Source organism: Pseudomonas sp. LBUM1660, from assembly GCF_059695935.1.
Window position 1 is genome coordinate 1,311,384 of record NZ_CP166795.1, and the last position, 22,883, is coordinate 1,334,266.

At 60.3% G+C, this 22,883-nt stretch carries 22 protein-coding genes; 12 read left to right on the plus strand and 10 right to left on the minus strand.

Annotated features, from left to right (window positions below; all coding sequences use genetic code 11):
- Window positions 1–76: 76 nt before the first annotated feature.
- From ppc to ACA068_RS06020, 7 genes are all read left to right on the plus strand, one after another.
- Window positions 77–2,707, plus strand: coding sequence for a phosphoenolpyruvate carboxylase (ppc, locus tag ACA068_RS05990; RefSeq protein WP_497308361.1), 2,631 nt, complete (start codon window positions 77–79; stop codon window positions 2,705–2,707).
- A gap of 288 nt (window positions 2,708–2,995) precedes the next feature.
- Window positions 2,996–3,643: an adenylate kinase gene (gene adk, locus ACA068_RS05995; protein ID WP_497308363.1), complete on the plus strand. Its 648-nt coding sequence runs from the start codon at window positions 2,996–2,998 to the stop codon at window positions 3,641–3,643.
- Between the two features lie 93 nt (window positions 3,644–3,736).
- Entirely contained in the window at window positions 3,737–4,411 is a 675-nt protein-coding gene (tsaB, locus tag ACA068_RS06000) for a tRNA (adenosine(37)-N6)-threonylcarbamoyltransferase complex dimerization subunit type 1 TsaB (protein WP_497308365.1), read from the plus strand.
- 278 nt (window positions 4,412–4,689) lie between these two features.
- Window positions 4,690–4,995, plus strand: a complete 306-nt coding sequence (locus tag ACA068_RS06005) for a hypothetical protein (RefSeq protein ID WP_219097639.1) — start codon at window positions 4,690–4,692, stop codon at window positions 4,993–4,995.
- Entirely contained in the window at window positions 4,995–5,855 is an 861-nt protein-coding gene (locus tag ACA068_RS06010; protein WP_497308367.1) for a DUF72 domain-containing protein, read from the plus strand. Before ACA068_RS06005 ends, ACA068_RS06010 begins: the two co-directional genes overlap by 1 nt.
- Window positions 5,856–5,888: 33 nt before the next feature.
- Window positions 5,889–6,710, plus strand: coding sequence for an isocitrate lyase/PEP mutase family protein (locus tag ACA068_RS06015; RefSeq protein WP_219097637.1), 822 nt, complete (start codon window positions 5,889–5,891; stop codon window positions 6,708–6,710).
- Window positions 6,711–6,712: 2 nt separating this feature from the next.
- On the plus strand, window positions 6,713–7,408 hold the full coding sequence (locus ACA068_RS06020; RefSeq protein WP_497308369.1) for an extensin-like domain-containing protein: 696 nt from the start codon (window positions 6,713–6,715) through the stop codon (window positions 7,406–7,408).
- A 3-nt stretch (window positions 7,409–7,411) separates the two neighbouring features.
- Here ACA068_RS06020 and ACA068_RS06025 read toward each other — a convergent pair whose 3' ends face one another.
- Complete coding sequence (locus ACA068_RS06025) at window positions 7,412–8,032, minus strand: energy transducer TonB (RefSeq protein ID WP_497308371.1); 621 nt, start codon at window positions 8,030–8,032, stop codon at window positions 7,412–7,414.
- A gap of 93 nt (window positions 8,033–8,125) precedes the next feature.
- On the opposite strand from ACA068_RS06025, the gene ACA068_RS06030 reads away from it, so the two are divergent.
- A complete protein-coding gene (locus tag ACA068_RS06030) occupies window positions 8,126–8,908 on the plus strand; it encodes a class I SAM-dependent methyltransferase (RefSeq protein WP_497308373.1) in 783 nt (260 codons plus the stop codon).
- A gap of 113 nt (window positions 8,909–9,021) precedes the next feature.
- On the opposite strand, the gene ACA068_RS06035 is transcribed toward ACA068_RS06030, so the two are convergent.
- The gene (locus tag ACA068_RS06035) at window positions 9,022–9,657 is read right to left on the minus strand and encodes a TetR/AcrR family transcriptional regulator (RefSeq protein WP_497308375.1); all 636 of its coding nucleotides are present in this window, start codon (window positions 9,655–9,657) and stop codon (window positions 9,022–9,024) included.
- 93 nt (window positions 9,658–9,750) lie between these two features.
- Between ACA068_RS06035 and ACA068_RS06040 the strand changes: the two genes are divergently transcribed.
- The 3 genes from ACA068_RS06040 to ACA068_RS06050 all read left to right on the plus strand — a co-directional run bounded on the left by ACA068_RS06040 (window position 9,751) and on the right by ACA068_RS06050 (window position 14,887).
- Window positions 9,751–10,851, plus strand: coding sequence for an efflux RND transporter periplasmic adaptor subunit (locus tag ACA068_RS06040; protein ID WP_497308376.1), 1,101 nt, complete (start codon window positions 9,751–9,753; stop codon window positions 10,849–10,851).
- A gap of 6 nt (window positions 10,852–10,857) precedes the next feature.
- Complete coding sequence (locus ACA068_RS06045) at window positions 10,858–13,923, plus strand: efflux RND transporter permease subunit (RefSeq protein ID WP_497308378.1); 3,066 nt, start codon at window positions 10,858–10,860, stop codon at window positions 13,921–13,923.
- A gap of 574 nt (window positions 13,924–14,497) precedes the next feature.
- Window positions 14,498–14,887 (plus strand): DUF6124 family protein, encoded by a 390-nt coding sequence (locus ACA068_RS06050; RefSeq protein WP_497308380.1) that lies wholly within the window; start codon window positions 14,498–14,500, stop codon window positions 14,885–14,887.
- Between the two features lie 69 nt (window positions 14,888–14,956).
- On the opposite strand, the gene ACA068_RS06055 is transcribed toward ACA068_RS06050, so the two are convergent.
- The 5 genes from ACA068_RS06055 to plsB form a co-directional block, all read right to left on the minus strand.
- The gene (locus ACA068_RS06055) at window positions 14,957–15,646 is read right to left on the minus strand and encodes a DUF4197 domain-containing protein (RefSeq protein ID WP_497308381.1); all 690 of its coding nucleotides are present in this window, start codon (window positions 15,644–15,646) and stop codon (window positions 14,957–14,959) included.
- Between the two features lie 27 nt (window positions 15,647–15,673).
- Window positions 15,674–16,072, minus strand: a complete 399-nt coding sequence (locus ACA068_RS06060) for a YbaY family lipoprotein (protein WP_497308383.1) — start codon at window positions 16,070–16,072, stop codon at window positions 15,674–15,676.
- A gap of 76 nt (window positions 16,073–16,148) precedes the next feature.
- Window positions 16,149–16,586: a YbaY family lipoprotein gene (locus ACA068_RS06065; protein WP_497308385.1), complete on the minus strand. Its 438-nt coding sequence runs from the start codon at window positions 16,584–16,586 to the stop codon at window positions 16,149–16,151.
- 76 nt (window positions 16,587–16,662) lie between these two features.
- Window positions 16,663–17,265: a hypothetical protein gene (locus ACA068_RS06070; RefSeq protein WP_497308386.1), complete on the minus strand. Its 603-nt coding sequence runs from the start codon at window positions 17,263–17,265 to the stop codon at window positions 16,663–16,665.
- 109 nt (window positions 17,266–17,374) lie between these two features.
- The gene (plsB, locus tag ACA068_RS06075) at window positions 17,375–19,858 is read right to left on the minus strand and encodes a glycerol-3-phosphate 1-O-acyltransferase PlsB (RefSeq protein WP_497308388.1); all 2,484 of its coding nucleotides are present in this window, start codon (window positions 19,856–19,858) and stop codon (window positions 17,375–17,377) included.
- 166 nt (window positions 19,859–20,024) lie between these two features.
- Between plsB and ACA068_RS06080 the strand changes: the two genes are divergently transcribed.
- Window positions 20,025–20,234: a cold-shock protein gene (locus ACA068_RS06080; protein ID WP_010462862.1), complete on the plus strand. Its 210-nt coding sequence runs from the start codon at window positions 20,025–20,027 to the stop codon at window positions 20,232–20,234.
- 119 nt (window positions 20,235–20,353) lie between these two features.
- Here the strand turns inward: ACA068_RS06080 and ACA068_RS06085 are convergent, their stop codons facing one another.
- The 3 genes from ACA068_RS06085 to dapE all read right to left on the minus strand — a co-directional run bounded on the left by ACA068_RS06085 (window position 20,354) and on the right by dapE (window position 22,767).
- Complete coding sequence (locus ACA068_RS06085; protein ID WP_128872768.1) at window positions 20,354–20,731, minus strand: hypothetical protein; 378 nt, start codon at window positions 20,729–20,731, stop codon at window positions 20,354–20,356.
- Between the two features lie 75 nt (window positions 20,732–20,806).
- Complete coding sequence (locus tag ACA068_RS06090; RefSeq protein ID WP_497310541.1) at window positions 20,807–21,616, minus strand: putative RNA methyltransferase; 810 nt, start codon at window positions 21,614–21,616, stop codon at window positions 20,807–20,809.
- On the minus strand, window positions 21,616–22,767 hold the full coding sequence (gene dapE, locus ACA068_RS06095; protein WP_497308390.1) for a succinyl-diaminopimelate desuccinylase: 1,152 nt from the start codon (window positions 22,765–22,767) through the stop codon (window positions 21,616–21,618). Before dapE ends, ACA068_RS06090 begins: the two co-directional genes overlap by 1 nt.
- Between the last annotated feature and the right edge of the window lie 116 nt (window positions 22,768–22,883).

The window sequence follows — 22,883 nt, forward strand, 5'->3', positions numbered from 1 at the left end:
AGCGCTTTAGAGCGGCACTCTCTGTGCTCAGAGCATGGCATTCAAAGACACCCGGATTTTCGCTGGAGAACTGCTGATGACCGATATTGATGCACGCTTGCGCGAGGACGTTCACCTGTTGGGTGAACTGTTGGGCAACACCATTCGTGAACAGTACGGGGACGGCTTTCTCGACAAGATCGAGCAGATCCGCAAGGGCGCCAAGGCTGACCGTCGCGGTTCGATGGATGCCGAGCTGAGCGCAAGCCTCAACCAATTGAGCGAAGAAGAGTTGCTGCCGGTAGCGCGGGCGTTCAACCAGTTTCTCAACCTGGCCAATATCGCAGAGCAGTATCAGCTGATTCACCGCCGCGAAGAGTCGCAGCCGGCGCCGTTCGAGGCACGGGTGTTGCCGGAACTGCTCGCGCGCCTGCGTGCCGAAGGCCATAGCGCCGAATCCCTGGCCCGGCAGCTCGGACGGCTGGAGATCGAATTGGTCCTCACCGCGCACCCCACCGAAGTGGCGCGTCGCACGCTGATCCAGAAATACGACGCCATCGCCGCGCAACTCGCCGCCCAGGATCATCGCGACCTGACAACGGCCGAGCGCGAGCAGATCCAGGCGAAGTTGCAGCGCCTGATCGCCGAAGCCTGGCACACCGAAGAAATCCGCCGCACCCGCCCGACGCCAGTCGACGAAGCCAAATGGGGCTTCGCGGTGATCGAGCATTCGCTGTGGCAGGCGATTCCGAATTACATGCGCAAGGCCGATAAAGCCCTGCATGCCGCCACCGGCCTGCATCTGCCGCTGGAAGGCGCGCCGATTCGCTTTGCCTCGTGGATGGGCGGCGACCGTGACGGCAACCCGAACGTGACGGCCGCCGTGACCCGCGAAGTGCTGCTGCTGGCGCGCTGGATGGCCGCTGATTTGTACGTGCGCGATGTCGATCACCTCGCGGCTGAACTGTCGATGCAACAGGCCAGCGATGCGCTGAAAGCCCAGGCCGGGGACAGCGCCGAACCTTATCGCGCGGTGCTTAAACAGTTGCGTGAACGACTGCGGGCAACGCGCAACTGGGCGCATGCGTCATTGACAGCCACCACCCCGGCACCGGCCGATGTGCTGCACAACAACCGCGACCTGCTGGATCCGCTGGAGTTGTGTTACCACTCCTTGCACGAGTGCGGCATGGGCGTGATCGCGGAGGGGCCGTTGCTCGATTGCCTGCGTCGGGCGGTGACGTTCGGGCTGTTCCTGGTACGGCTCGATGTGCGCCAGGATTCGTCCCGTCACACGGCGGCGATGACTGAAATTACCGATTACCTCGGTCTCGGTCGCTATGAAGACTGGAGCGAGGAAGAGCGCATCGCCTTCCTGGTGCGTGAACAGAACAACCGTCGGCCATTGCTGCCGGCGTACTTCAAGCCGTCGGCCGACACCGCCGAAGTGCTGGCGACGTGCCGGGAAATTGCCGCCGCCCCAGAGGCCTCGCTCGGCTCCTATGTGATCTCCATGGCTGGCGCCGCTTCCGATGTGCTCGCCGTGCAGCTGCTGCTCAAAGAATCCGGCGTGTTGCGGCCGATGCGCGTGGTGCCGCTGTTCGAAACCCTAGCTGACCTCGACAACGCCGGCCCGGTGATTGAACAGCTGTTGCTGCTGCCGGGCTATCGCTCGCGCCTGCAAGGTCCGCAGGAAGTGATGATCGGCTATTCCGACTCGGCGAAGGACGCTGGCACCACCGCCGCGGCTTGGGCGCAATACCGGGCGCAGGAGCGCTTGGTCGATATCTGCCGCGAGCAGCAAGTCGAGCTGCTGTTGTTCCACGGTCGCGGCGGCACCGTGGGGCGCGGCGGCGGTCCGGCACACGCGGCGATTCTGTCGCAGCCGCCCGGTTCGGTAGCGGGACGTTTCCGCACCACCGAGCAGGGGGAAATGATTCGTTTCAAATTCGGCCTGCCGGACATCGCCGAGCAAAACCTCAATCTGTACCTCGCGGCGGTGCTGGAAGCGACCTTGCTGCCACCCCCTCCGCCGGAACCGGCGTGGCGCCATTTGATGGATGAATTGGCTGCCGACGGCGTCAAGGCTTACCGCGCCGTGGTGCGGGAAAATCCGCAGTTCGTCGAGTATTTCCGCCAATCCACCCCGGAGCAGGAGTTGGGCCGTTTGCCGTTGGGCAGTCGCCCGGCCAAGCGCCGCGCCGGCGGGATCGAAAGCCTGCGCGCCATTCCATGGATCTTCGGCTGGACCCAGACGCGCCTGATGTTGCCGGCCTGGCTCGGCTGGGAAGCGGCGCTGAGCAAGGCGCTGGAGCGCGGCGAAGGTGAGCTGTTGGGGCAGATGCGCGAACAGTGGCCGTTCTTCCGCACACGCATCGACATGCTGGAAATGGTCCTGGCCAAAGCCGACGCCGACATTGCCCGATCCTACGATGAGCGTCTGGTCGAGCCGGATTTGCTCCCTTTGGGTGCGCATTTACGCGACCTATTGTCGCAGGCCTGCGCCGTGGTCCTCGGGTTGACTGGCCAGTCTCAACTACTGGCACATAGCCCCGACACCCTCGAATTCATCCGCTTGCGCAACACCTATCTCGACCCGCTTCATCTATTGCAGGCCGAACTGTTGGCCCGTTCGCGGCAACAGGAAGTGGCGCAGGGCAGCCCGGTAGAACAGGCGCTGCTGGTGTCTGTGGCGGGGATCGCTGCCGGTTTGCGAAATACCGGCTAAGGTTTTCGTCGTGGGGGAAGGAGCCCGGCGCGAGCTTCGGGTGCCGGTGGGCGAGGGGCTGAAAAGGTCCGCCAGGCGACAGTTAATGACGGGGTTGCGACTTGGGGTACCCCGTCAAAAGGTCACGCAAGGCGCGGGTTTCTCCGACTTTCGGCGGCTTGTGTGGTCCGGGCCTGCTGTGTATCTTGAGCAGCCTTTGGCCGTTTGGGCGGCCACGACCCTGTTTTTGAGATTGGCCCCACGAGGCGAATCCGTTGTTATCTATATAAAAAATTGAGGAGCACATCGATGCGCGTCATTCTGCTGGGAGCTCCCGGGGCCGGTAAAGGTACTCAGGCTAAGTTCATCACCGAAAAGTTCGGCATCCCGCAAATCTCCACCGGCGACATGCTGCGTGCCGCGGTCAAGGCCGGCACCGAGCTGGGCCTGATCGCCAAGAGCGTCATGGACAGCGGTGGCCTGGTTTCCGATGACCTGATCATCAATCTGGTCAAGGAACGCATCAGCCAGGCGGATTGCGCCAACGGTTTTCTGTTCGACGGTTTCCCGCGCACCATTCCCCAGGCTGAAGCCCTGGTGAAAGCCGGCGTCGAGCTGGATCACGTGGTCGAAATCGACGTCAAGGACGAAGACATCGTCCAGCGTATTGCCGGTCGTCGCGTGCATGAGGCTTCAGGCCGCGTGTACCACATCGTCTACAACCCGCCGAAAATTGCCGGTAAAGACGACATCACCGGTGACGAGCTGGTGCAGCGCAAAGACGATACCGAAGAAACCGTGCGTCATCGTCTCTCCGTCTACCACGCTCAGACCGAGCCTCTGGTGAAGTTCTACCAGGAGCTGTCCGTCGCTCAGGGCAAACCGAAGTACAGCCACATCGAAGGTGTCGGCTCGGTTGAAGCGATCACCGGCAAGGTGCTTGAAGCGCTGAACTGAAAAGTCTGAACTGCTTCATCTTCTACGGCCCGCTTGCGGGCCGTAGTTGTTTATACTGGCGCACTTTTTCTGACCTCTCTTACGGAAATATCGATGAGCACCTTGCTGGCCCTGGACACCGCGACTGAAGCTTGCTCCGTTGCCTTGCTGCATGACGGCAAGGTCACGAGTCATTACGAGGTGATCCCGCGCCTGCATGCGCAGAAACTATTGCCGATGATCCAGCAGTTGCTCGCCGACGCCGGGACCACCCTGCAAGCGGTCGATGCCATCGCCTTCGGTCGTGGACCGGGCGCATTCACCGGCGTGCGAATCGCCATCGGTGTGGTGCAAGGCCTGGCCTTTGCGCTGGATCGCCCGGTGTTGCCGGTCTCCAACCTGGCGGTACTGGCGCAACGTGCGTATCGCGAGCACGGCGTCAGCCAGGTCGCGTCCGCCATCGATGCGCGCATGGATGAAGTGTATTGGGGGTGCTACCGCGAAACGGCGGGGGAGATGCGCCTGGTCGGCAATGAAGCGGTGTTGGCACCGGAAGTGGCCGCATTGCCGGCCGATGCCAAGGGTGAATGGTTCGGCGCCGGCACGGGTTGGGGGTATGCCGAGCGCATCGCCGTCAACCTGATCGGCCAGGACGCGGGCATGCTGCCCCACGCTGAAGACCTGCTGACGCTGGCGCGGTTTGCCTGGGAGCGTGGTGAGGCGATCGTGGCGGATGAGGCGCAGCCGGTTTATCTGCGCGACAAAGTGGCGACGCCGAAAGCGCGTTGATCCGACTGCTTTTGTGGCGAGGGAGCTTGCTCCCATCCGGCTGCGAAGCAGTCGTAAAATCAGACTGCGCGGAGTACCTGACTATAATTGGGACCGCTTCGCAGCCCAGCGGGAGCAAGCTCCCTCGCCACAATAAACATTCCCAACTCAGCCAATCGTCACTTTCTGATCCCGGCTTTTAAACCTTTTCGTATTTCTGTGTTCTAGTTATCACTCGGCGGTTTGCGAAGTGGGTTGTGTGCCACTAAACTGCCATTACTGATACCGGACATGTACTCATGCGTATAGACGGCGTTTCCTCCCAGTCCTACCCCATCAAGCGCAAGCCTCGCAAAGGCCCTGTGGCGGATGACGACTACGTCGATATCGACGGCGAACTGGAAATTCCGTCCGAAGAGCAAATGGCCGCCCGTGCCGCCAAGGCTTCTGCGCAACGCTTGAGCAATCTCCCGGCCCGTCAGCAAGACATGATCTACCACCGCGCCATGAGCAAAAGCGTCGCCACGGCACTTGCCAGCTACCTGAGCACTGCCGGTTTTGTCGATTGGGATACGGATGTAATGGGCCTCGACCTGTACATCTGATGCGGCAGCCTTACTACCTCGGCTGCCCGTCCTGGAGTGAAAACGCCTGGCGCGATTATCTGTATCCGCCGGATGCCAAACCCGCCGAATTTCTTAATCTCTATTCCCAAGTATTCAACGCCGTAGAAGGCAATACGACCTTCTACGCGAGCCCGGCTGCCAGCACCGTGCAGCGCTGGGCCGAAACCATGCCCGAACACTTTCGTTTCACCGCCAAGTTTCCCGGCGACATCAGCCACGGTGGTGACCTGCGCGAACAACTGACCGCCGCCGACACTTTCCTGCAATTGCTCCGCCCGCTCGGTGAAAGGGTTTCGCCCCTGTGGCTGCAACTGTCGAAAAGCTTCACGCCGCACCGATTACCCGAACTGGCCGGCTTCATCGATGCGCTTGAGCGACCGCTGGCCGTCGAAGTGCGGCATGACGAGTTCTTCGCCAAAGGGGATAGCGAGCGCAGGCTCAATCGTCTGCTGCTGGATCGGGGCGTAGAACGCATCTGTCTTGATCCGCGAGCGCTGTTCAGCTGCACGTCGACCGATCCATCGGTACTCCACGCCCAATCGAAAAAGCCCAGGGTGCCGCCGCGTCCGGCAGCGTTTACCCAGTTTCCGCAGGTGCGCTTCATCGGCCATCCACAGCTTGAGGCGAACGATCCGTTCCTGGAGCCGTGGGTCGAGAAAATCGCCGTGTGGATCGAAGAGGGCCGCACGCCCTATATCTTCCTGCACACCGCCGATAACTTGCTGGCCGCCAGACTGGCGCAACGTTTTCACGCAAAACTGATGCTGCGTTTGCCTGGCTTGCCGCCGTTGCCTGAGCTATACAGAGAGCCCGCCGCCGAGCAACTTGGCCTGCTCTGAGGCGGATTCGTTCCCCTTTTCAGGAGCCTGCCAATGGATGCGCAAACCCTTCGAGCCCAGGCGTTCAAAGCACTGCACGAACGCGAGGGCGCATTTGTCATTCCCAATCCGTGGGACGCCGGCTCGGCGAAGATGCTCGCCAGCCTGGGTTTCGAGGCGCTGGCGACCACCAGCGCCGGTTATGCCTTTTCCAACGCACGCCCTGATGGCGGGTTGACGCTCGACGATACGCTGGCGAACGTCCGGGCGATTGTCGCGGCAACCGAACTGCCGGTGGCGGTGGACCTGGAAAACGGTTTCGCGGACGACCCGGCTGAATGCGCACAGAGTATTTTGCAGGCCGCGGCGGCCGGTGCGGTCGGGGGTTCGATCGAAGATGCCACCGGCCGTGAAGACGCGCCAATCTACTGTTTCGAACATGCCGTAGCGCGCATTGAAGCCGCCGTCGCAGCGGCTCGCAGCCTGCCTTTCCCGTTTATGCTGACCGCCCGTGCCGAGAATTTTCTGCACGGTAATCCTGACCTGGCCGATACCATTCGCCGTTTGCAGGCGTTCGCCGAAGCGGGCGCCGACGTGTTGTACGCGCCGGGTCTGCGCAGCGCTGAAGACGTGTTGGCGGTGGTCCGCGCCGTGGCGCCGAAACCGGTCAACGTGTTGATGTCCGGCGGGCTCAAATTGACGGTCGAGCAGTTGAGCGAGATGGGCGTCAAACGCATCAGCGTCGGTTCGGCCCTGGCCTTGGCGGCCTACGGCGAGTTTTTCCGCGCGGCCGAAGAGATCAAGACGTCGGGCACCTTTGGGTTCACGTCACGGTCGATGCCATACGCCAAGGCCAATCAATTGTTCAAAGGCTGACGATGCGGTTTCGGTGGTGGCTGTTGTTGATGTTGTTGATGATCGGTGCGGCGGGCGTGGGCGTCTGGCGCGGCTGGATCTCGCTGCCACCCCAGTGGAACCCTTGGGCGCCGCTGGACGTAAAGGCCGAACCGAACTTTCTGACGCGCTACAAACTGATGCGCCTGCGCGATGATCCGCAATTGTGTGATCAAGCCTTGAGCAGCTCCGGTTTACGCGTTGCGCATCAGGCCGACAGCCCCGGCGCGACGTGCCCATTGATCAACACCTTGCGGGTGCAGGGCGGCGATGTCGCGCTGAGCAGCAGCTTTCTCGCCAGTTGCCGCCTGGCGGTGTCGTTTGCCCTGTTCGAACACCATGCCCTGCAACCTGCCGCGCAAGCGGTGTATGGACAGCCTGTCAGCCGGGTCGATCATCTTGGCAGCTTTGCCTGTCGCAACGTCTATGGCCGCGAAAACGGCAGGCGAAGCCAGCACGCCAGCGCCGATGCGCTGGACATCGCCGGTTTCCGCCTGGCGGATGGTCGCTCCATCAGCGTGCTCAAGGACTGGCCGAAGGATAATCAGGACGCACGGTTTCTGCGCCAGGTTCGCGATGGCGCCTGTGGCCTGTTCAGTGTGGTGTTGAGCCCGGACTACAACGCCGCCCATCGAAATCACTTTCATGTCGATGTCGGGCCGTGGTGGGTGTGTCGCTGAGGCTTAAGCGGCGATGCGCAGGTTTTGCAGGACGATCGGGCGAGCCCAGCCGGTATCGAAATCGAAGTGTTTTTGTTGCTCGACCAACTCTTCAGGGGAGAACGGCGGGAGCGTTTTGTCCAGCAGGTCGAGCTCGAATTCGGCGATCGGCAAATGCAGTGGACGCGGTTGTGGCGTCGGGCCGGCTTCCGGTACAGGCTGGCCGGCGGTGAGCACGATCGGCCGCACCCAGCCACTTTCAAAGTCTTGTTGCTTCTGCTGGGCGACGATTTCTTCGGCCGGGAACGGCGGGAAAGGCTTGTCGGCCAGGTCCATTTCGAACTCGGCAATCGGCAGGAACAGCGGCTCGGGTGGTTTGACTTCGGTCTCTTTCACATCGCATTCGCGCTGGGAAACGATATGCGCCAGCAGCTCGCTGCCGACGGTAGGCTCGACTGGGCTTTCGAGATCAACCGGTGGGAAAGTTCCACACGCCGGCACCACATCGGTCGACTGTTCGGCCAGGGCCTGGGCAAAAAAATCCTGCCACAGGTGACTGACGCCGCTCAGTGCCTGTGAATTTCGCAGGCCATAATCGCCATGACGCGATAGGTAGCCTACGGATGTGGATTGAATGCCTGACATTTTTCTCGGTCGACGCTCAGCTCTGGCAAAATGCTCGTTAGTTTTGTTATCGGCCGTTTTTGCCGATCATTAATTTTTTGAGCGTGTTTTCCCATGATTGAGCAACCTGCGGCCTGCCGCATCCATGTCGAGGCCTCGGCCCCGGCGTTTCAGCCACAAGCCGAGCAGTGGGCCGAACGCCTGGGCTTGCCTTTGCACGTGGATGACGGCGAGTTTGCCTTGCAGGTGGGCGAACAGGGTTTGCAACTGCAACAACTCGGGCCGGACGCACCAGGGCCGGTGCGGGTGGACTTCGTCGAGGGTGGTGCTGCGCATCGGCGGTTGTTCGGCGGTGGCACGGGGCAGATGATCGCCAAGGCGGTTGGCATCGCCCAAGGCGTGCGTCCGCGAGTGCTGGATGCCACGGCGGGGTTGGGCAAGGATGCGTTCGTGCTGGCGAGCCTGGGCTGCGAGATGAGCCTGATCGAGCGTCAGCCGCTGATTGGGGCGTTGCTTGAGGATGGTCTGGCCCGTGCTGCGGAAGATTTCGATGTGGCACCGATTGTGGCGCGGATGAAGTTGCTCAAGGGCAACTCAATCGAGGTCATGCGCAACTGGGAAGGCGAGCCGCCGCAGGTGATCTACCTCGATCCGATGTTTCCACACCGTGAGAAAACGGCGTTGGTGAAAAAGGAAATGCGCCTGTTCCGGCCGCTGGTTGGCGATGATCCCGATGCGCCGGCACTGCTCGAAGCTGCATTGGCGCTGGCCAGCCATCGGGTGGTGGTCAAGCGCCCGCGCAAAGCGCCGTGTATTGCGGGGCCCAAGCCCAGTCATGCGCTGGACGGCAAATCCAGTCGGTATGATATTTATCCGAAGAAAGCACTGAAACCCTGATCATTCCCACGCTCTGCGTGGGAATGCATCAACGGAAGCTCCGCGTTCGGTTTGGGATGGGACGCGGAGCGTCCCGGGCTGCATTCCCACGCAGAGCGTGGGAACGATCATCGCTAAGGTCGATAGGCCCGCATAAACAACCCCACCACTTCCCGCACATGCTCCTCGGCTGCGTCGCCCGTCACCGGCTCGCCGCAGCCATACAGCAAGCGGAAATTCCCCGCGCCCTTGAGCAGGCAGAAGAAATGCTCGGCCGCATTGCGCGGTTTATCGATGCTCAACGCGCCGCTCTGATCAACCTTGGTCAGCAACCGCTCCATGCCATGCAACATGCGCTGCGGCCCGGCCTCGAAGAAGATCAGTGAGAGTTTCGGGTCTTGGCTACCCAAGGCCATCATTAGCCGGTGCAGGTTCACCGATTCATCGCTGTTGATCAGCTGATGAAAGCCACGTGCGATGTTCAGCAGCACCGTTTCTACCGAAATGCCGTCCGGCAACTCGAAAAACAGTGTGGGCAATTGCTCTTCGCACTTGGCCATCACGGCGGCGGAGAACAGCGTCTCCTTGTCGTTGAAATGGCTGTAGACCGTCAGCTTCGACACGCCGGCTTCAGCCGCCACGGCATCCATGCTGGTGCTGGCGTAACCATTACTCAGAAACAGAATTTTCGCCGCATCAAGGATGGCCTGGCGCTTGGCCAGATCCTTGGGGCGGCCCGGGCCGTTGGGTGCTGAAAGATTGTTCGACATTCTTCGCTTTAATACTGGACTGGTGAGTTTGCTATTAATAACATACTCGCCAGTATAATTATTCCAAGCACCATTAGCGAAAGGTCCTTCACCATGTTCCGCTATGCCTTGCCCGTCGCGTTGCCAGTCTGTCTGGCGCTTTTATTGTCTGCGTGTGGCCACGAAGAGGCGCCTAAAGCCACTGTCCGCCCGGCGATGGTGGTGCAGCCGGAGCCTTCGGCGCAGGCAATGGAAAGCTTTCCCGGTGAAGTGCGGGCTCGTTATGAGCCGGACTTGGCGTTTCGCATTGGCGGTAAGGTCAGTCGACGATTGGTTGAAGAGGGGCAGCGGGTCAAGGCTGACCAACCATTGGCCGAACTCGATCCCCAGGACGTCCGCCTGCAACTGGAAGCCACCCGTGCGCAAGTGGCCGCCGCCGAGGCCAATCTGAGCCTGGTGCGCGCCGAGCGTGATCGCTACAAGACCCTCATGGACCGTCAGATGGTCAGCCGTTCGCAGTACGACAATGCCGAAAACCTTTACCGATCCGGTGAAGCGCGCCTCAAGCAAATCAAAGCCGAATTCAACGTCTCGACCAATCAGGCCAGCTACGCGGTGCTGCGAGCGCCCCAGGATGGCGTGGTGGCCAAGCGTGCGGTGGAAGTCGGGCAAGTGGTGGCGGCCGGGCAAACCGTGTTTACCCTCGCCACCGATGGCGAGCGTGAAGTGTTGATCAGCTTGCCGGAGCAGAGCTTCGGCCGCTTCAAGGTCGGTCAGCCGGTGTCGGTAGAACTCTGGACCCAACCCGATCAGCGTTTCGCCGGGCGCATCCGCGAGCTGTCGCCCGCGGCCGATCCAAAGTCGCGCACCTTCGCCGCGCGGATTTCATTCACTGGCGGCAAGGTCCCGGCCGAACTCGGCCAGAGCGCCCGGGTGTTCGTCCAGACCGCTGACGTGATTCCGCTGTCTGTGCCGCTGTCGGCACTGACGGCGGAAAACGGCGCGACCTATGTCTGGGTCGTCAGTGCCAACAATACCTTGAAGAAAACCCCGGTCCGGGTCGGTGCCTTCGGCGAAAAAACCGTCCCGGTGCTCGAAGGCCTGAATGCCAGCGACTGGGTGGTGGCCGCTGGCGTCCATGTTTTGCTTGAAGGGCAGCAAGTGCGCCCGGTGGATCGCTCCAACCGAGTGGTCAATCTGGCGGACAAGGAGTAATCCCCGATGGGTTTCAATCTTTCCGAATGGGCGCTGCGCAATCGCCAGATCGTACTGTTCCTGATGCTCTTGCTGGCCGTCGTCGGCGCGCTTTCCTACACCAAGCTCGGCCAAAGCGAAGACCCGCCGTTCACCTTCAAAGCCATGGTGATCCGCACCAACTGGCCGGGCGCCACAGCGCAGGAAGTCTCGCGCCAGGTCACCGAGCGCATTGAAAAGAAACTGATGGAAACCGGCGAATACGAACGCATCGTGTCGTTCTCGCGTCCCGGCGAATCCCAGGTGACCTTCATTGCTCGTGACTCCCTGCATTCGGTTCAAATACCGGACCTCTGGTATCAGGTCCGCAAAAAAGTCAGTGATATTCGGCACACCTTGCCGCCGGGTATTCAGGGGCCGTTTTTCAACGATGAATTCGGCACCACCTTCGGCAACATCTACGCGCTGACTGGCGAGGGTTTTGATTACGCGGTGCTCAAGGATTACGCCGACCGCATTCAGATCCAGCTGCAACGGGTCAAGGATGTGGGCAAGGTCGATCTGCTCGGGCTGCAAGACGAGAAGATCTGGATCGAACTCTCCAACGTCAAACTCGCCACGCTCGGCTTGCCACTGGCCGCCGTGCAGCAAGCCCTTGAAGAGCAGAACGCGGTGTCCACGGCCGGGTTCTTTGAAACCACCAGCGAGCGATTGCAGCTACGGGTTTCGGGGAATTTTCAGACAGTCGATGAGATCAAGAACTTCCCGATCCGCGTCGGTGATCGCACCTTCCGTATTTCCGATGTGGCGGACGTGCGTCGCGGCTTCAACGATCCGCCGGCGCCGCGCATGCGCTTCATGGCGGAAAACGCCATCGGTCTGGCCGTGGCGATGAAGGACGGCGGCGATATTCTGGTGTTGGGCAAGGCGCTGGAAATCGAGTTTGATCGCATCCAGAAAAACCTCCCGGCCGGCATGCAGCTGCGCAAGGTTTCCGATCAGCCTGCAGCGGTGAAAACCGGTGTCGGCGAGTTCGTTCAGGTGTTGGTGGAAGCCCTGGCGATTGTGTTGCTGGTGAGCTTTTTCTCCCTCGGCGTGCGCACCGGTATGGTGGTGGCGCTGGCCATTCCGCTGGTGTTGGCGATGACCTTCGCCTGCATGTATTACCTGGGCATCGGCCTGCACAAGATTTCCCTCGGCGCGTTGGTCCTGGCGTTGGGCCTGTTGGTGGACGACGCGATCATCGCCGTGGAAATGATGGCGATCAAAATGGAGCAGGGCTTCGACCGCATCAAGGCCGCCAGTTATGCCTGGACCAGCACCGCGTTCCCGATGCTCACCGGCACCCTGATTACCGCCGCAGGTTTCCTGCCGATTGCCACCGCGCAGTCGGGCACCGGCGAATACACCCGTTCGATCTTCCAGGTGGTGACCATCGCGTTGCTGGCTTCGTGGATTGCGGCGGTGGTGTTTGTGCCGTACCTGGGGGAGAAACTCCTGCCGGACCTGGCGAAGATTCATGCCGCCAAACATGGCACGGGTCAGCCCGACCCTTATGGCACGCCGTTCTATCAGCGGGTCAGACGCTTGGTGGAGTGGTGCGTGCGTTGGCGTAAAACCGTCATCGTGCTGACTGCGGTGTTGTTCATCGGCTCGATCGTGCTGTTTCGCTTTGTGCCGCAACAATTCTTCCCGGCCTCGGGTCGACTCGAGTTGATGGTCGATCTGAAACTCGCCGAAGGCGCCTCCCTGAGCAACACCGCCGACGAGGTTAAACGCCTTGAAGCCTTGCTGAAGGATCACGCCGGTATCGACAACTACGTGGCCTACGTCGGCACCGGTTCGCCACGTTTCTACCTGCCGCTGGATCAGCAACTGCCGGCGGCGAGCTTCGCCCAGTTTGTCGTCCTGGCCAAGACCATCGAGGAGCGTGAAATCCTGCGTACCTGGCTGATCGAAACCCTCAACGAACAATTCCCGGCCCTGCGTTCGCGGGTCACACGCCTTGAAAACGGCCCGCCGGTTGGCTATCCGGTGCAGTTCCGGGTGACCGGTGAGCACATCGAGGAAGTCCGCGCATTGGCCCGCAAAGTGGCGGCCAAGGTTCGCGAGAACCCGCATGTGGTGAACGTCCATCTGGACTGGGAAGAACCGAGCAAAGTGGTTTACCTGAACGTCGATCAGGACCGTGCCCGGGCGCTGGGCGTGAGCACGGCAAACCTGTCGAAGTTCCTGCAAAGCTCCCTGACCGGGTCCAGTGTCAGCCAGTACCGCGAAGACAACGAGTTGATCGAGATCCTGCTGCGCGGCACCTTGCATGAGCGTACCGAACTGTCGTTGCTGCCGAGCCTGGCGGTGCCGACCGACAACGGCCGCAGCGTGGCGCTGTCGCAGATCGCGACCCTGGAATATGGCTTTGAAGAGGGCATCATCTGGCACCGTAATCGCCTGCCGAACGTGACAATCCGCGCCGACATCTACGGCAAGGAACAACCAGCGACGCTGGTGCAGCAAATCATGCCGACCCTCGACCCGATTCGCGCCGAATTGCCGGACGGCTACTTGCTGGACGTCGGCGGCACGGTGGAAGACTCGGCCCGCGGGCAGAACTCGGTGAAGGCCGGCGTGCCGCTGTTCATTGTGGTGGTGCTGACCTTGCTGATGCTGCAACTGCGCAGTTTCTCCCGCACGGTGATGGTGTTCCTGACCGCACCTCTGGGCTTGATAGGCGTGACGCTGTTCTTGATGGTGTTCCGTCAGCCGTTCGGTTTTGTCGCAATGCTCGGGACCATCGCGCTGTCCGGGATGATCATGCGTAACTCGGTGATTCTGGTGGACCAGATCGAGCAGGACATCGCCGCCGGGCTTAAACCGTGGCAAGCGATTATCGAAGCCACGGTGCGACGCTTTCGACCGATTGTGCTGACCGCACTCGCGGCGGTGCTGGCGATGATCCCGTTGTCCCGCAGTGTGTTCTTCGGGCCGATGGCCGTGGCGATCATGGGCGGGTTGATTGTGGCGACGGCGCTGACGCTGCTGTTTTTGCCGGCGTTGTATGCGGCGTGGTTCAGGGTCAGGAACGAGTCGGTGTAATCTCGGCGGCCTTCGGGCCGCCCGCTCTCTTGCTGACGTTCACCGCTCTAAATTGTGGGAGCGAGCCTGCTCGCGATGGCGTCGTGACAGGCAATACATTTCGCAAATGGACGACCGCTTTCGTCGGAACGCCGCCCGGAGCCGGCTCGCTCCCACAGTTAATCTTCTGAATACAAATACCGTGTACGACACAAAACCCTGTGGGAGCGGGCTTGCCCCGGGCGGCGTTCCGACGATGGCGATCTGGCAGGCGACTATGTTTAAAGATCTGCCAAAACATCAGAACCTTCCCACGAAACTTTCAGGTTGTCTGTCGGAAGCGCGATCTCTAGGCTTTTGGGTGTCGCTGCAAAAAGCAGCGACCGGGTTTCGCAGCCCGGTTAAACTTCAGACGCACAGCGTCCACCATCCGAAAGCGGGCGTTTTTTTATGCCTGTGTTATGGCGGCTGTGCGCGGGAGATCTTCGGGTCTGCCGGGTTCCTGAAGTCCCGGTCTGCGAACCTGCGTACAGCTGCCACCTTATGTTCGTTTCGCAGCGAACGGTGACAGCTCCACTACTTCAGGAGTTACACGATGATTAAAGACAGCCCAAATCCTCCAGACACGGAAGCAGAACTGGAAAAAGAAACCGACCCGGTTTCCCCTTACGCCTTTCTCGATTCCAAAAAACTCCACGACGCGGCAATTCGCGCTCTTGATCACTATTTGGCGCCACCACCCGAAAAAAAGGCTAAAGCTGACCGTCGTCCCAGCTCAGTTTTCGTCATCGCCCCCAACGTTGATTCCGAAACCCTTTTGGCTCACGCCTGCGAAACCCTCGCTTCGGCAAATGTGATGGCCAGTGAGTTAGCCTTCGGTCTGAACGGACCGACATGCAATCTTATGTTGGCGGTTCAACAGATGATGTCGCTGGCGGAGTTATCGGTAAATCGCGTTCTGGATCAGGTTGATCCGCACCAGTAGCGCAAACGGAAAAAGCCCACTGACCTGTAAAGACCAGTGGGCTTTTTTGCGAGTTTCAATTGCCTGGAATTAAAGCGTACCAAAGACTTTCTTCGCCAGACTCGTCGCCGCAGCCGCAGGGTTCTTGCGAATGGTTTCTTCCTGTTTGCCGATCATCTCGAACAAGCCGTTCAGGGCCTGCTCGGTGACGTAGCTTTCGATGTTGGCGTTCTTGGTATCCAGCACGCCCATGGTCGCTGCCTGGCCCGCGAAGGTGTTGTATTGCTTGGCCAGGCCGACCTGGTCGGTGGCTTGCTTGACGATCGGCAGGAACTTGACGCGAATCTGTTCGCGGCTGGTTTTGCTCAGGTACTGGGTCGCCGAGTCGTTACCGCCGCTGAGTATCCCTTTGGCGTCTTCGACGCTCATCTTCTTCACGGCATCGACCAGGATCGGCTGGGCCTGGGTCACGGCGGTTTCGGCCGCTTTGTTCATGCTGGTTTCCAGCTCAGTGACCTGATCGCCCATGCCGAACTGTTTCATTTTGCTGGCGACTTTAGCCAGTTTGCCCGGTAGTTCGATTTTTACGTCCGGGTTGTTGCTGAAGCCGCCCGGCGTGCCGAGTTGTTTGACGGCCAGTTGCGCGCCTTGGGTCAGGGCGTCCTTGAGGCCACCGGTGGCGTCTTTTTGCGACAGGTCATTGAGCGACAGCGCCAGTGCGCTGGCGGAGATCATCAAGCCTGCGCAGAGGCCGGCGAAACGAAGGGTAGGGCGGAACATGGCAGCTTCCTTGTACGAAAGAGGAGTTTAGCGAACGGCGTCGACGCGAATTTTCAGTGGCTGCGGATCGCGGCCATCCAGCTGTACGGCGTGATGTTCGGTGGTGATGAACATCAGCTTGCCGTCGACTTCGATGCGCGCGCTGACGGAGTAGCGATGGCCGGGTTTGACCTGGGCCGGATCGTAACTCAGATGAAACGGCAGCGGCACCTGGCCTTTGACCGGGCCTTTCTGTTCGTCGAGGATAACGGCGGGCGCATCCGCGAGGGACACGTCCTGCAGGCTGACGCTCAAGGTGGCGCTCGGCGGCAGGGCGATGCGTTGCAGGTAGAAGACTTCGCCATCGAGGCTGGTTTTCGTGGCAGGTTGCAGGGTTTGGCAGGCGCTGAGCAAAGCAGCCAGTGCCAGAAGCGAGCGTTTTTTCATGAATTGAATCCTTGTCCTTGGCGCCCGAAGAAGACCGGCGCCAACGACAATTTAACGGAATTTTTCAGCGCAGGGCTTAGAAGTTACGGTCTGGTTTTGTACGAACGTTGTGGACAATAACGTCCTCAGGGCGCAGGTGATCGACACCCAACTGCACTGCGTGATCTTCAGTGGTCGAGAAGATCACTTGTTCGGTGGTTTCGATCCGTGCACGGATTGCATAGCGGTGGTCAGGCAGGACATCGGCCATCTTGTACAGCAAGGTAAAGTCTAAACCCGTTGTTTCTGCGCAAGGGGTAACTTGCCGGGCGAGTTCTTTGGCAGGGGTATCTGCGCAGGTGACATCCAATAGATTGACGTGAAGTGTCGAGTTGGGTGGTAACTCAGTTCTCAGCAGATAGTGCACGGTGCCGCTGATGCTCTTTTCGTAGTCGTTGCTCACTTTGATTTCCTTATCGAATGCATCGACGGAATGACGAGTCGTTAGCATATCCCCGACAGCAATAAACGCCATGTAGGGCATTTCCTGACTTGCTGAACGAATAGGTAGCGAGATAACGAGCGACGAAGATAAACGTGTTGGGGGGCTTTCAAACCTTGCTAAAGGGCTTCAATACAACGGATCCCGGATAGACCGCTATTGAATTCCGGTATTCGTTTTCAGTGGCGGTCAGGGTATAGCGCTTGCCGGGAACGACCGTGGCTGGATCGTATTCCAGATAAAACGCCTCCGCCATTTTTTCGCTGACATGGATTTGGGTGACGAGGGCGTGAGTGTCGTCATGCTCATGGGCGGCAACGGTGACGGCATGTTCGGGTTCGACCGCTCGGGGCGCTTGCGCCTGGATGTAGAGACGGCCAATGGGGCTCAGATGCAGGGTCTGTCGGTGCGGCGCACGATGGACAATCACGACGTAGTCCAGATCAATCAGCAAAGGAACTCCGTTATGGGTCATGTTGATCGTCACGAGGTATTTGACGCTGACATCGAAATAATTGTGTGCAAACGAAAAGTTCCAGCGCCCGCTGCGCAGCATCGGTTCTCGCAATTGCGCTACGTTGAGCGGGGTAGCAGTGTTGGTAGTTTGAACGCTTATATAAGTTTCACCTTCGCCATCGCTGGGGGGCAGAAAGTCTTCAGGCAAACTAAACGTCAGGGTGATATAGGGGGTTGCGTTATCTGATTGGCTCATCGCGATATCCGTATCGAAATTAAATGGGCCTCTATTAATCCATAATTGACAGATTATAAGAACATCCTTGTTCCTATAGTCATTGTCAGGAAGTTACAGCCGGCTTCAACTAAGTCTGGTCCGCCGCATCTTCACTTCGATGCAACGCCACCTGGCGAATCGACAAACGAATCTCCGCCGGCAACACCCGTTTGGCCGCGCCTTCCGCCAGTTCACCCAGCAGTTCGTGATAACTCAGCTTGCCGGCTTCGTCGCGCTTGAGTACGTCGAGATCCAGCATCGTCTGGATGAAGTGGCGGAACAGGCTCTTGTCGAAGAACTCCGGGGCATTCAGCCCGTGCAGGATCGACAGGCGCTGGGCCATGACGGTGCACAAGTCTTCAAGCTCTTCGGCGCTGATACTGTTCTGGCCGCTGTTGAGCAGCAGCGACACGGTCATGTAGAAGCGTTGCAGGGTCTGGGCGATGCTCTTCGACAACAATGTCAGCAACACAAAATGCCGTGAGCTTGGCGCCGGGCGCAGGTAGACGTCGTTCTCGAAACGCAGCAGACCTTGCTCGACGAACGCTTCGAGCCATTGATCGATCACGCCATCCAGCTCGTCCAGCGACCAGCGAATGAACAGTTCCGATTGCAGGTACGGATACAGCGCGCGGGTGTAGCGCAGGATCTGTTCGCGGCTCATGCGCGAGGCGCTCTGGAAGAAACTCGCGAGCAAGGCGGGCAGGGCGAAGATGTGCAGCACGTTGTTGCGGTAGTAGGTCATGAGGACGGCGTTCTGCTCGTCCAGATACAGAATCTTGCCCAAGGCATCGCTTTGCTCGGACAACAGGTCCATGTCCTTCACATGCTCGATCAGTGCCCGGCCATCGCCTTCCGGCAGCGTGGTGTGCGGCGAGTACGGGACCTTGCGCAGCAGCGCCAGATATAAATCCAGTACCCGCGCCATGGCGCGATCATCCAGCGCCAGTCGGGTGGTGGACAGCAGCGCCAGGGCCACCAGGTTCACCGGGTTGATCGCCGCCGCTTCGTTCAGATGATGTGCGACTTTCTCGCCGAGACGGTTGGTGGTTTCGTTGAGCCAGGCCGGTTTGAACTGTGGGCCGAGTTCCTGTTGGCGCCAGTCAGGTTGTTCGCTGTCGAGGAATTCCGCGAGTTTGATCGGCTCGCCGAAGTTCACCGCCACCTGGCCAAAACGCTGCTTGAGCGCGCCGATGACTTTGAAGATGTCGAAGATCGATTCTTTCTTTTTGCTCGCGCCACGCAATTCGCCGAGGTAAGTCCGGCCTTCCAGCACACGCTCGTAACCGATGTAGACCGGGATGAAAACGATCGGCATACGCGACGAACGCAAGAAGCTGCGCAAGGTAATTGCCAGCATTCCGGTTTTCGGTTGCAGCATGCGCCCGGTGCGCGAGCGGCCGCCTTCGACGAAGTACTCGACCGGGAAACCTTTGGTGAACAGGGTGTGCAGGTATTCGTTGAACACCGAGGTGTAGAGCGGGTTGCCCTTGAAGGTGCGGCGCATGAAGAACGCACCGCCACGCCGCAGCAGGCTGCCGATCACCGGCATGTTGAGGTTGATCCCGGCGGCGATGTGCGGCGGCGTCAGGCCGTTGCGGAACAGCAAATAGGACAGCAGCAGGTAGTCAATGTGGCTGCGGTGGCACGGCACGTAAATCACTTCGTGACCCTGGGCGGCCTGCTGCACGCCTTCGATGTGGTTCACCTTGATCCCGTCGTAGATCTTGTTCCAGAACCAGCTCAGCACCACTTCCAGAAAGCGGATCGCCGTGTAGGTGTAGTCCGAGGCGATCTCGTTGCCGTAGCGCAGGGCCTGGGCCTTGGCTTTCTCCGGAGAGATGTTTTCCCGTTCGGCTTCGTCGAGGATCGCTTGCTTGACCAGCGGCTGATTGAGCAGGCCCTTGACCAGGTTGCGACGGTGGGAAATGTCCGGGCCGATCACTGCGGTTTTCAGGTTGCGGAAGTGCACCCGCAGGATCCGCTGTGCCATGCGCACCGTGCGCTCGTGGCCTTTGTTGTGGTCGATCAGCTCTCGCAAGTGAATCGGTGCCGAGAACTGCACGCGGGTCTTGCGCCCCAGCACGATGACGCTCAGCAACCGACGCAGGCGACCGGTCACGGCCCAGCTGTCGGCGAAGAGCAGTTTCCACGGGCTCGATTCGCTGTCGGGTGACTGGCCCCAGAACACGCTGACCGGAATGATCTGCGCATCTTCGGCGGCGTTCTGGCTCAGGGCGCTGACCAGTCGGGTCAGGGTCGGCGGTGCGCCGCGTTTGTCCTGACGGCCGAGCCAATCGGGCTCCGGAGTCAGGTAGAAAAATGCGGCGGGTTCCACCAGATTACCCACAGACACAGGCAGCACCGGACGGGGTAGGCCGGCCTTGCCGCATTCGGTGTCGACCACGGCCAGGTCGGTCAGCGAAGGGTTTTGCAGGACGTAGAACACCGGACGACTGCGGTCGAGGTTGAGGGTGAACGACGACTGGTTGATCGTCTCCGAGCGAACCCAGAGATAGAGCAGTCGGCGCAGGGTGCCAAACACAAGACGGCGGAACGGGGAACGGGTCATACGGCTTCTGCGTGAGTGAGTAAAACCAAGCAATTGCTCGGGCGGCCGATAGTGTGCCGTATTCGCCGAAAATCGGCAAAAAAGCGCTCAACCAATCTGTAGTTGAGAGTTTTTGCGCCTGTCATATACTCGACCGCTCAAAATAAAAACAAAGGGGTAACGAGACATGGCTACGCGTGAAACCGGCAATGTGAAGTGGTTCAACGACGCCAAGGGCTACGGCTTCATTCAGCGCGAGGACGGGGTGGACGTGTTCGTGCACTACCGCGCGATCCGCGGTGAAGGGCACCGTTCGCTGGCTGAAGGTCAGCAGGTGGAATACGCCGTGGTGACCGGCGAGAAAGGGTTGCAGGCTGAGGATGTTGTAGGTCTGTAAACCCACCCTTCAGATCGCCCAAAATCCTGTAGGAGCGAGGCTTGCCCGCGAAGCTTTTAGCGCCAGTGATGACGCCTTCGCGGGCAAGCCTCGCTCCTACAGGTTTCGTGTGTGGCGGGTTAAGCAGTTTTCCAGGTGATTTCTTCTTCACCATCAGCGCTGATACGCATCCAGCGATCTGCGGTTTCTTCTCCTTCTTCCTCGACCCATGTACCCGGTGCGCAACGCACTTCGACATTCAGCGCGGCAAACGCGGCGCGGGCGCAAGCGATGTCGTCTTCCCACGGGGTCTGGTCACTGTCCAGGAACAGGCTGTTCCATTTACCGACGGCTTTCGGTAGCCAGGTCACGGGTACGTTGCCGGCCTTGCACTTGTAGGTCTGGCCCTTCTTGACCCATTCACTGCACTGGCCCAACGCTTCGCTAAGCCAGTCTGCGACGGCTTTGTAGTCGACGTCAGCGTCTTTCAGGTAAATCTCGATATCGGGTTGGCGCATGGATGTCCTCACTGCGGTCTTGAAAAATCCATTCGCGGATTTAGCCGGCCTTGAGCCATTGCTCAAGACCAAAAATTATTGAAGTACAAAATAATCGTAGCGCATCGACACGGTGACCTCGAACGGCTCGGCCTGTTCGATGACCGCCGCTCGGCGTTCGGCACTGGCACGCCAGCCGTGGGGCGTCATGGCAAGCAGGTTGGCGCGATCCTGACCCTTTGAAAGCGTCAGTTTGAATTCCAGGGTTTCGCTGTGTTGCAGCGCCATGCCTTCCGGCACCAGGGCCAGATGCTTGTCGTCGGTGTATTCACGGACTTCGTCGTACAGCCGCTCGCGCAATTCCATCAGGTGGCCGCTGGTCGGCCCGACTTTCATCAAGCCACCGCCAGGGCTGAGCAGGCGCTTGGCCTCTTCCCAGTCCAGCGGACTGAAGACGCTGGCGAGAAACTGGCAACTCCCCGAAGCCAACGGCACCCGGGCCATGCTGGCGATCAACCAGGTCAGTTGCGGGTTGCGTTTGCAGGCGCGTTTGACCGCTTCCCGGGAGATGTCCAGTGCGTAACCGTCAGAATTCGGCAAGGCCTCGGCGATTTGCGCGGTGTAGTAACCCTCGCCACAACCGATGTCCAGCCAGCGCTGGGGCGCGTATTGCGCCGCCAGTTCGGCCAGGCGCTTGGCCACCGGCGCGTAATGGCCGGCGTTCAGAAAGTCGCGACGGGCCTCGACCATGGCGAGGTTATCCCCAGGGTCGCGGCTGTTCTTGTGCTGCACCGGCAACAGGTTCAGGTAACCCTGCCGCGCACGGTCGAAACGATGCCCTGCGGGGCAGGCCACGCCGTTGTCCACCGCGTTCAGCGGTTCGCTGCAGATCGGGCAGGCGAGCATCAAGCGAGCAACTTGATCAGGGTCTGGTAGTAGATTTCGGTCAGCACGTCGAGGTCGGCTGCGAGCACGCGCTCGTTGACCTGGTGGATCGTTGCGTTGACCGGGCCCAGTTCGACCACTTGCGTGCCCATGGTTGCGATGAAGCGCCCGTCGGAGGTGCCGCCGCTGGTGGACGCCTTGGTTTCGCGACCTGTGATGTCCTTGATGCTCGACGCCACGGCATCCAGCAATGCACCTGGCTCGGTCAGGAATGGGAGGCCGGACAGCGCCCAGTCGATGTGCCAGTCCAGGCCATGTTTGTCGAGGATGTCGGCGACGCGCTTTTGCAGGCCTTCAACGGTGGATTCGGTGGAGAAGCGCAAGTTGAACACCGCCACCAGATCGCCCGGAATCACGTTGGTCGCGCCGGTGCCGGAGTTGACGTTGGAGATCTGGAAACTGGTCGGTGGGAAGAAATCGTTGCCGTGGTCCCAATGCTCGGCGGCCAGTTCGGCCAGCGCCGGGGCGGCGAGGTGGATCGGGTTCTTGGCGAGGTGTGGATACGCCACGTGACCCTGCACGCCGCGCACGGTCAGTTTGGCGCCGAGGGAGCCGCGACGGCCATTCTTGACCACATCACCCACCAACGTGGTGCTCGACGGTTCGCCGACGATGCACCAGTCCAGACGCTCCTTACGGGCGGCAAGGCGTTCGATCACAGCTTTGGTGCCGTGGTGCGCCGGGCCTTCTTCATCGCTGGTGATCAGGAACGCGACCTTGCCCTTGTGGTCCGGGTAATCGGCGACAAAGCGCTCGGCGGCCACGGTCATGGAAGCGAGGCTGCCTTTCATGTCAGCCGCGCCACGGCCGCAGAGCATGCCGTGTTCGTCGATCAGCGCGTTGAACGGGTCGACCTGCCAGGCGGACACCGGGCCGGTCGGCACCACGTCGGTGTGACCGGCGAAGCACAGCACCGGGCCGTCGTGTTGGCCGTGGGTCGCCCAGAAGTTATCCACATCTTCGATGCGCATCGGCTCCAGGGTGAAACCGGCATCGCCCAGGCGCTGCATCATCTGCTTCTGGCAATCGGCGTCGACCGGCGTCACGGACGGACGGCGGATCAGGTCGATGGCGAGTTGAAGGGTCGGCGAAAGGTTGGCGTGGGCCGTCATGGAAAACTCCGGAAGCTTTTGTAGGGGCGAGCGATGCGGCGATCCGACTTGCCCGCGAAGAACGATAATGAGGTGTATCTGTTACACCGAGTCGCATCATTCGCGGGCAAGCCTCG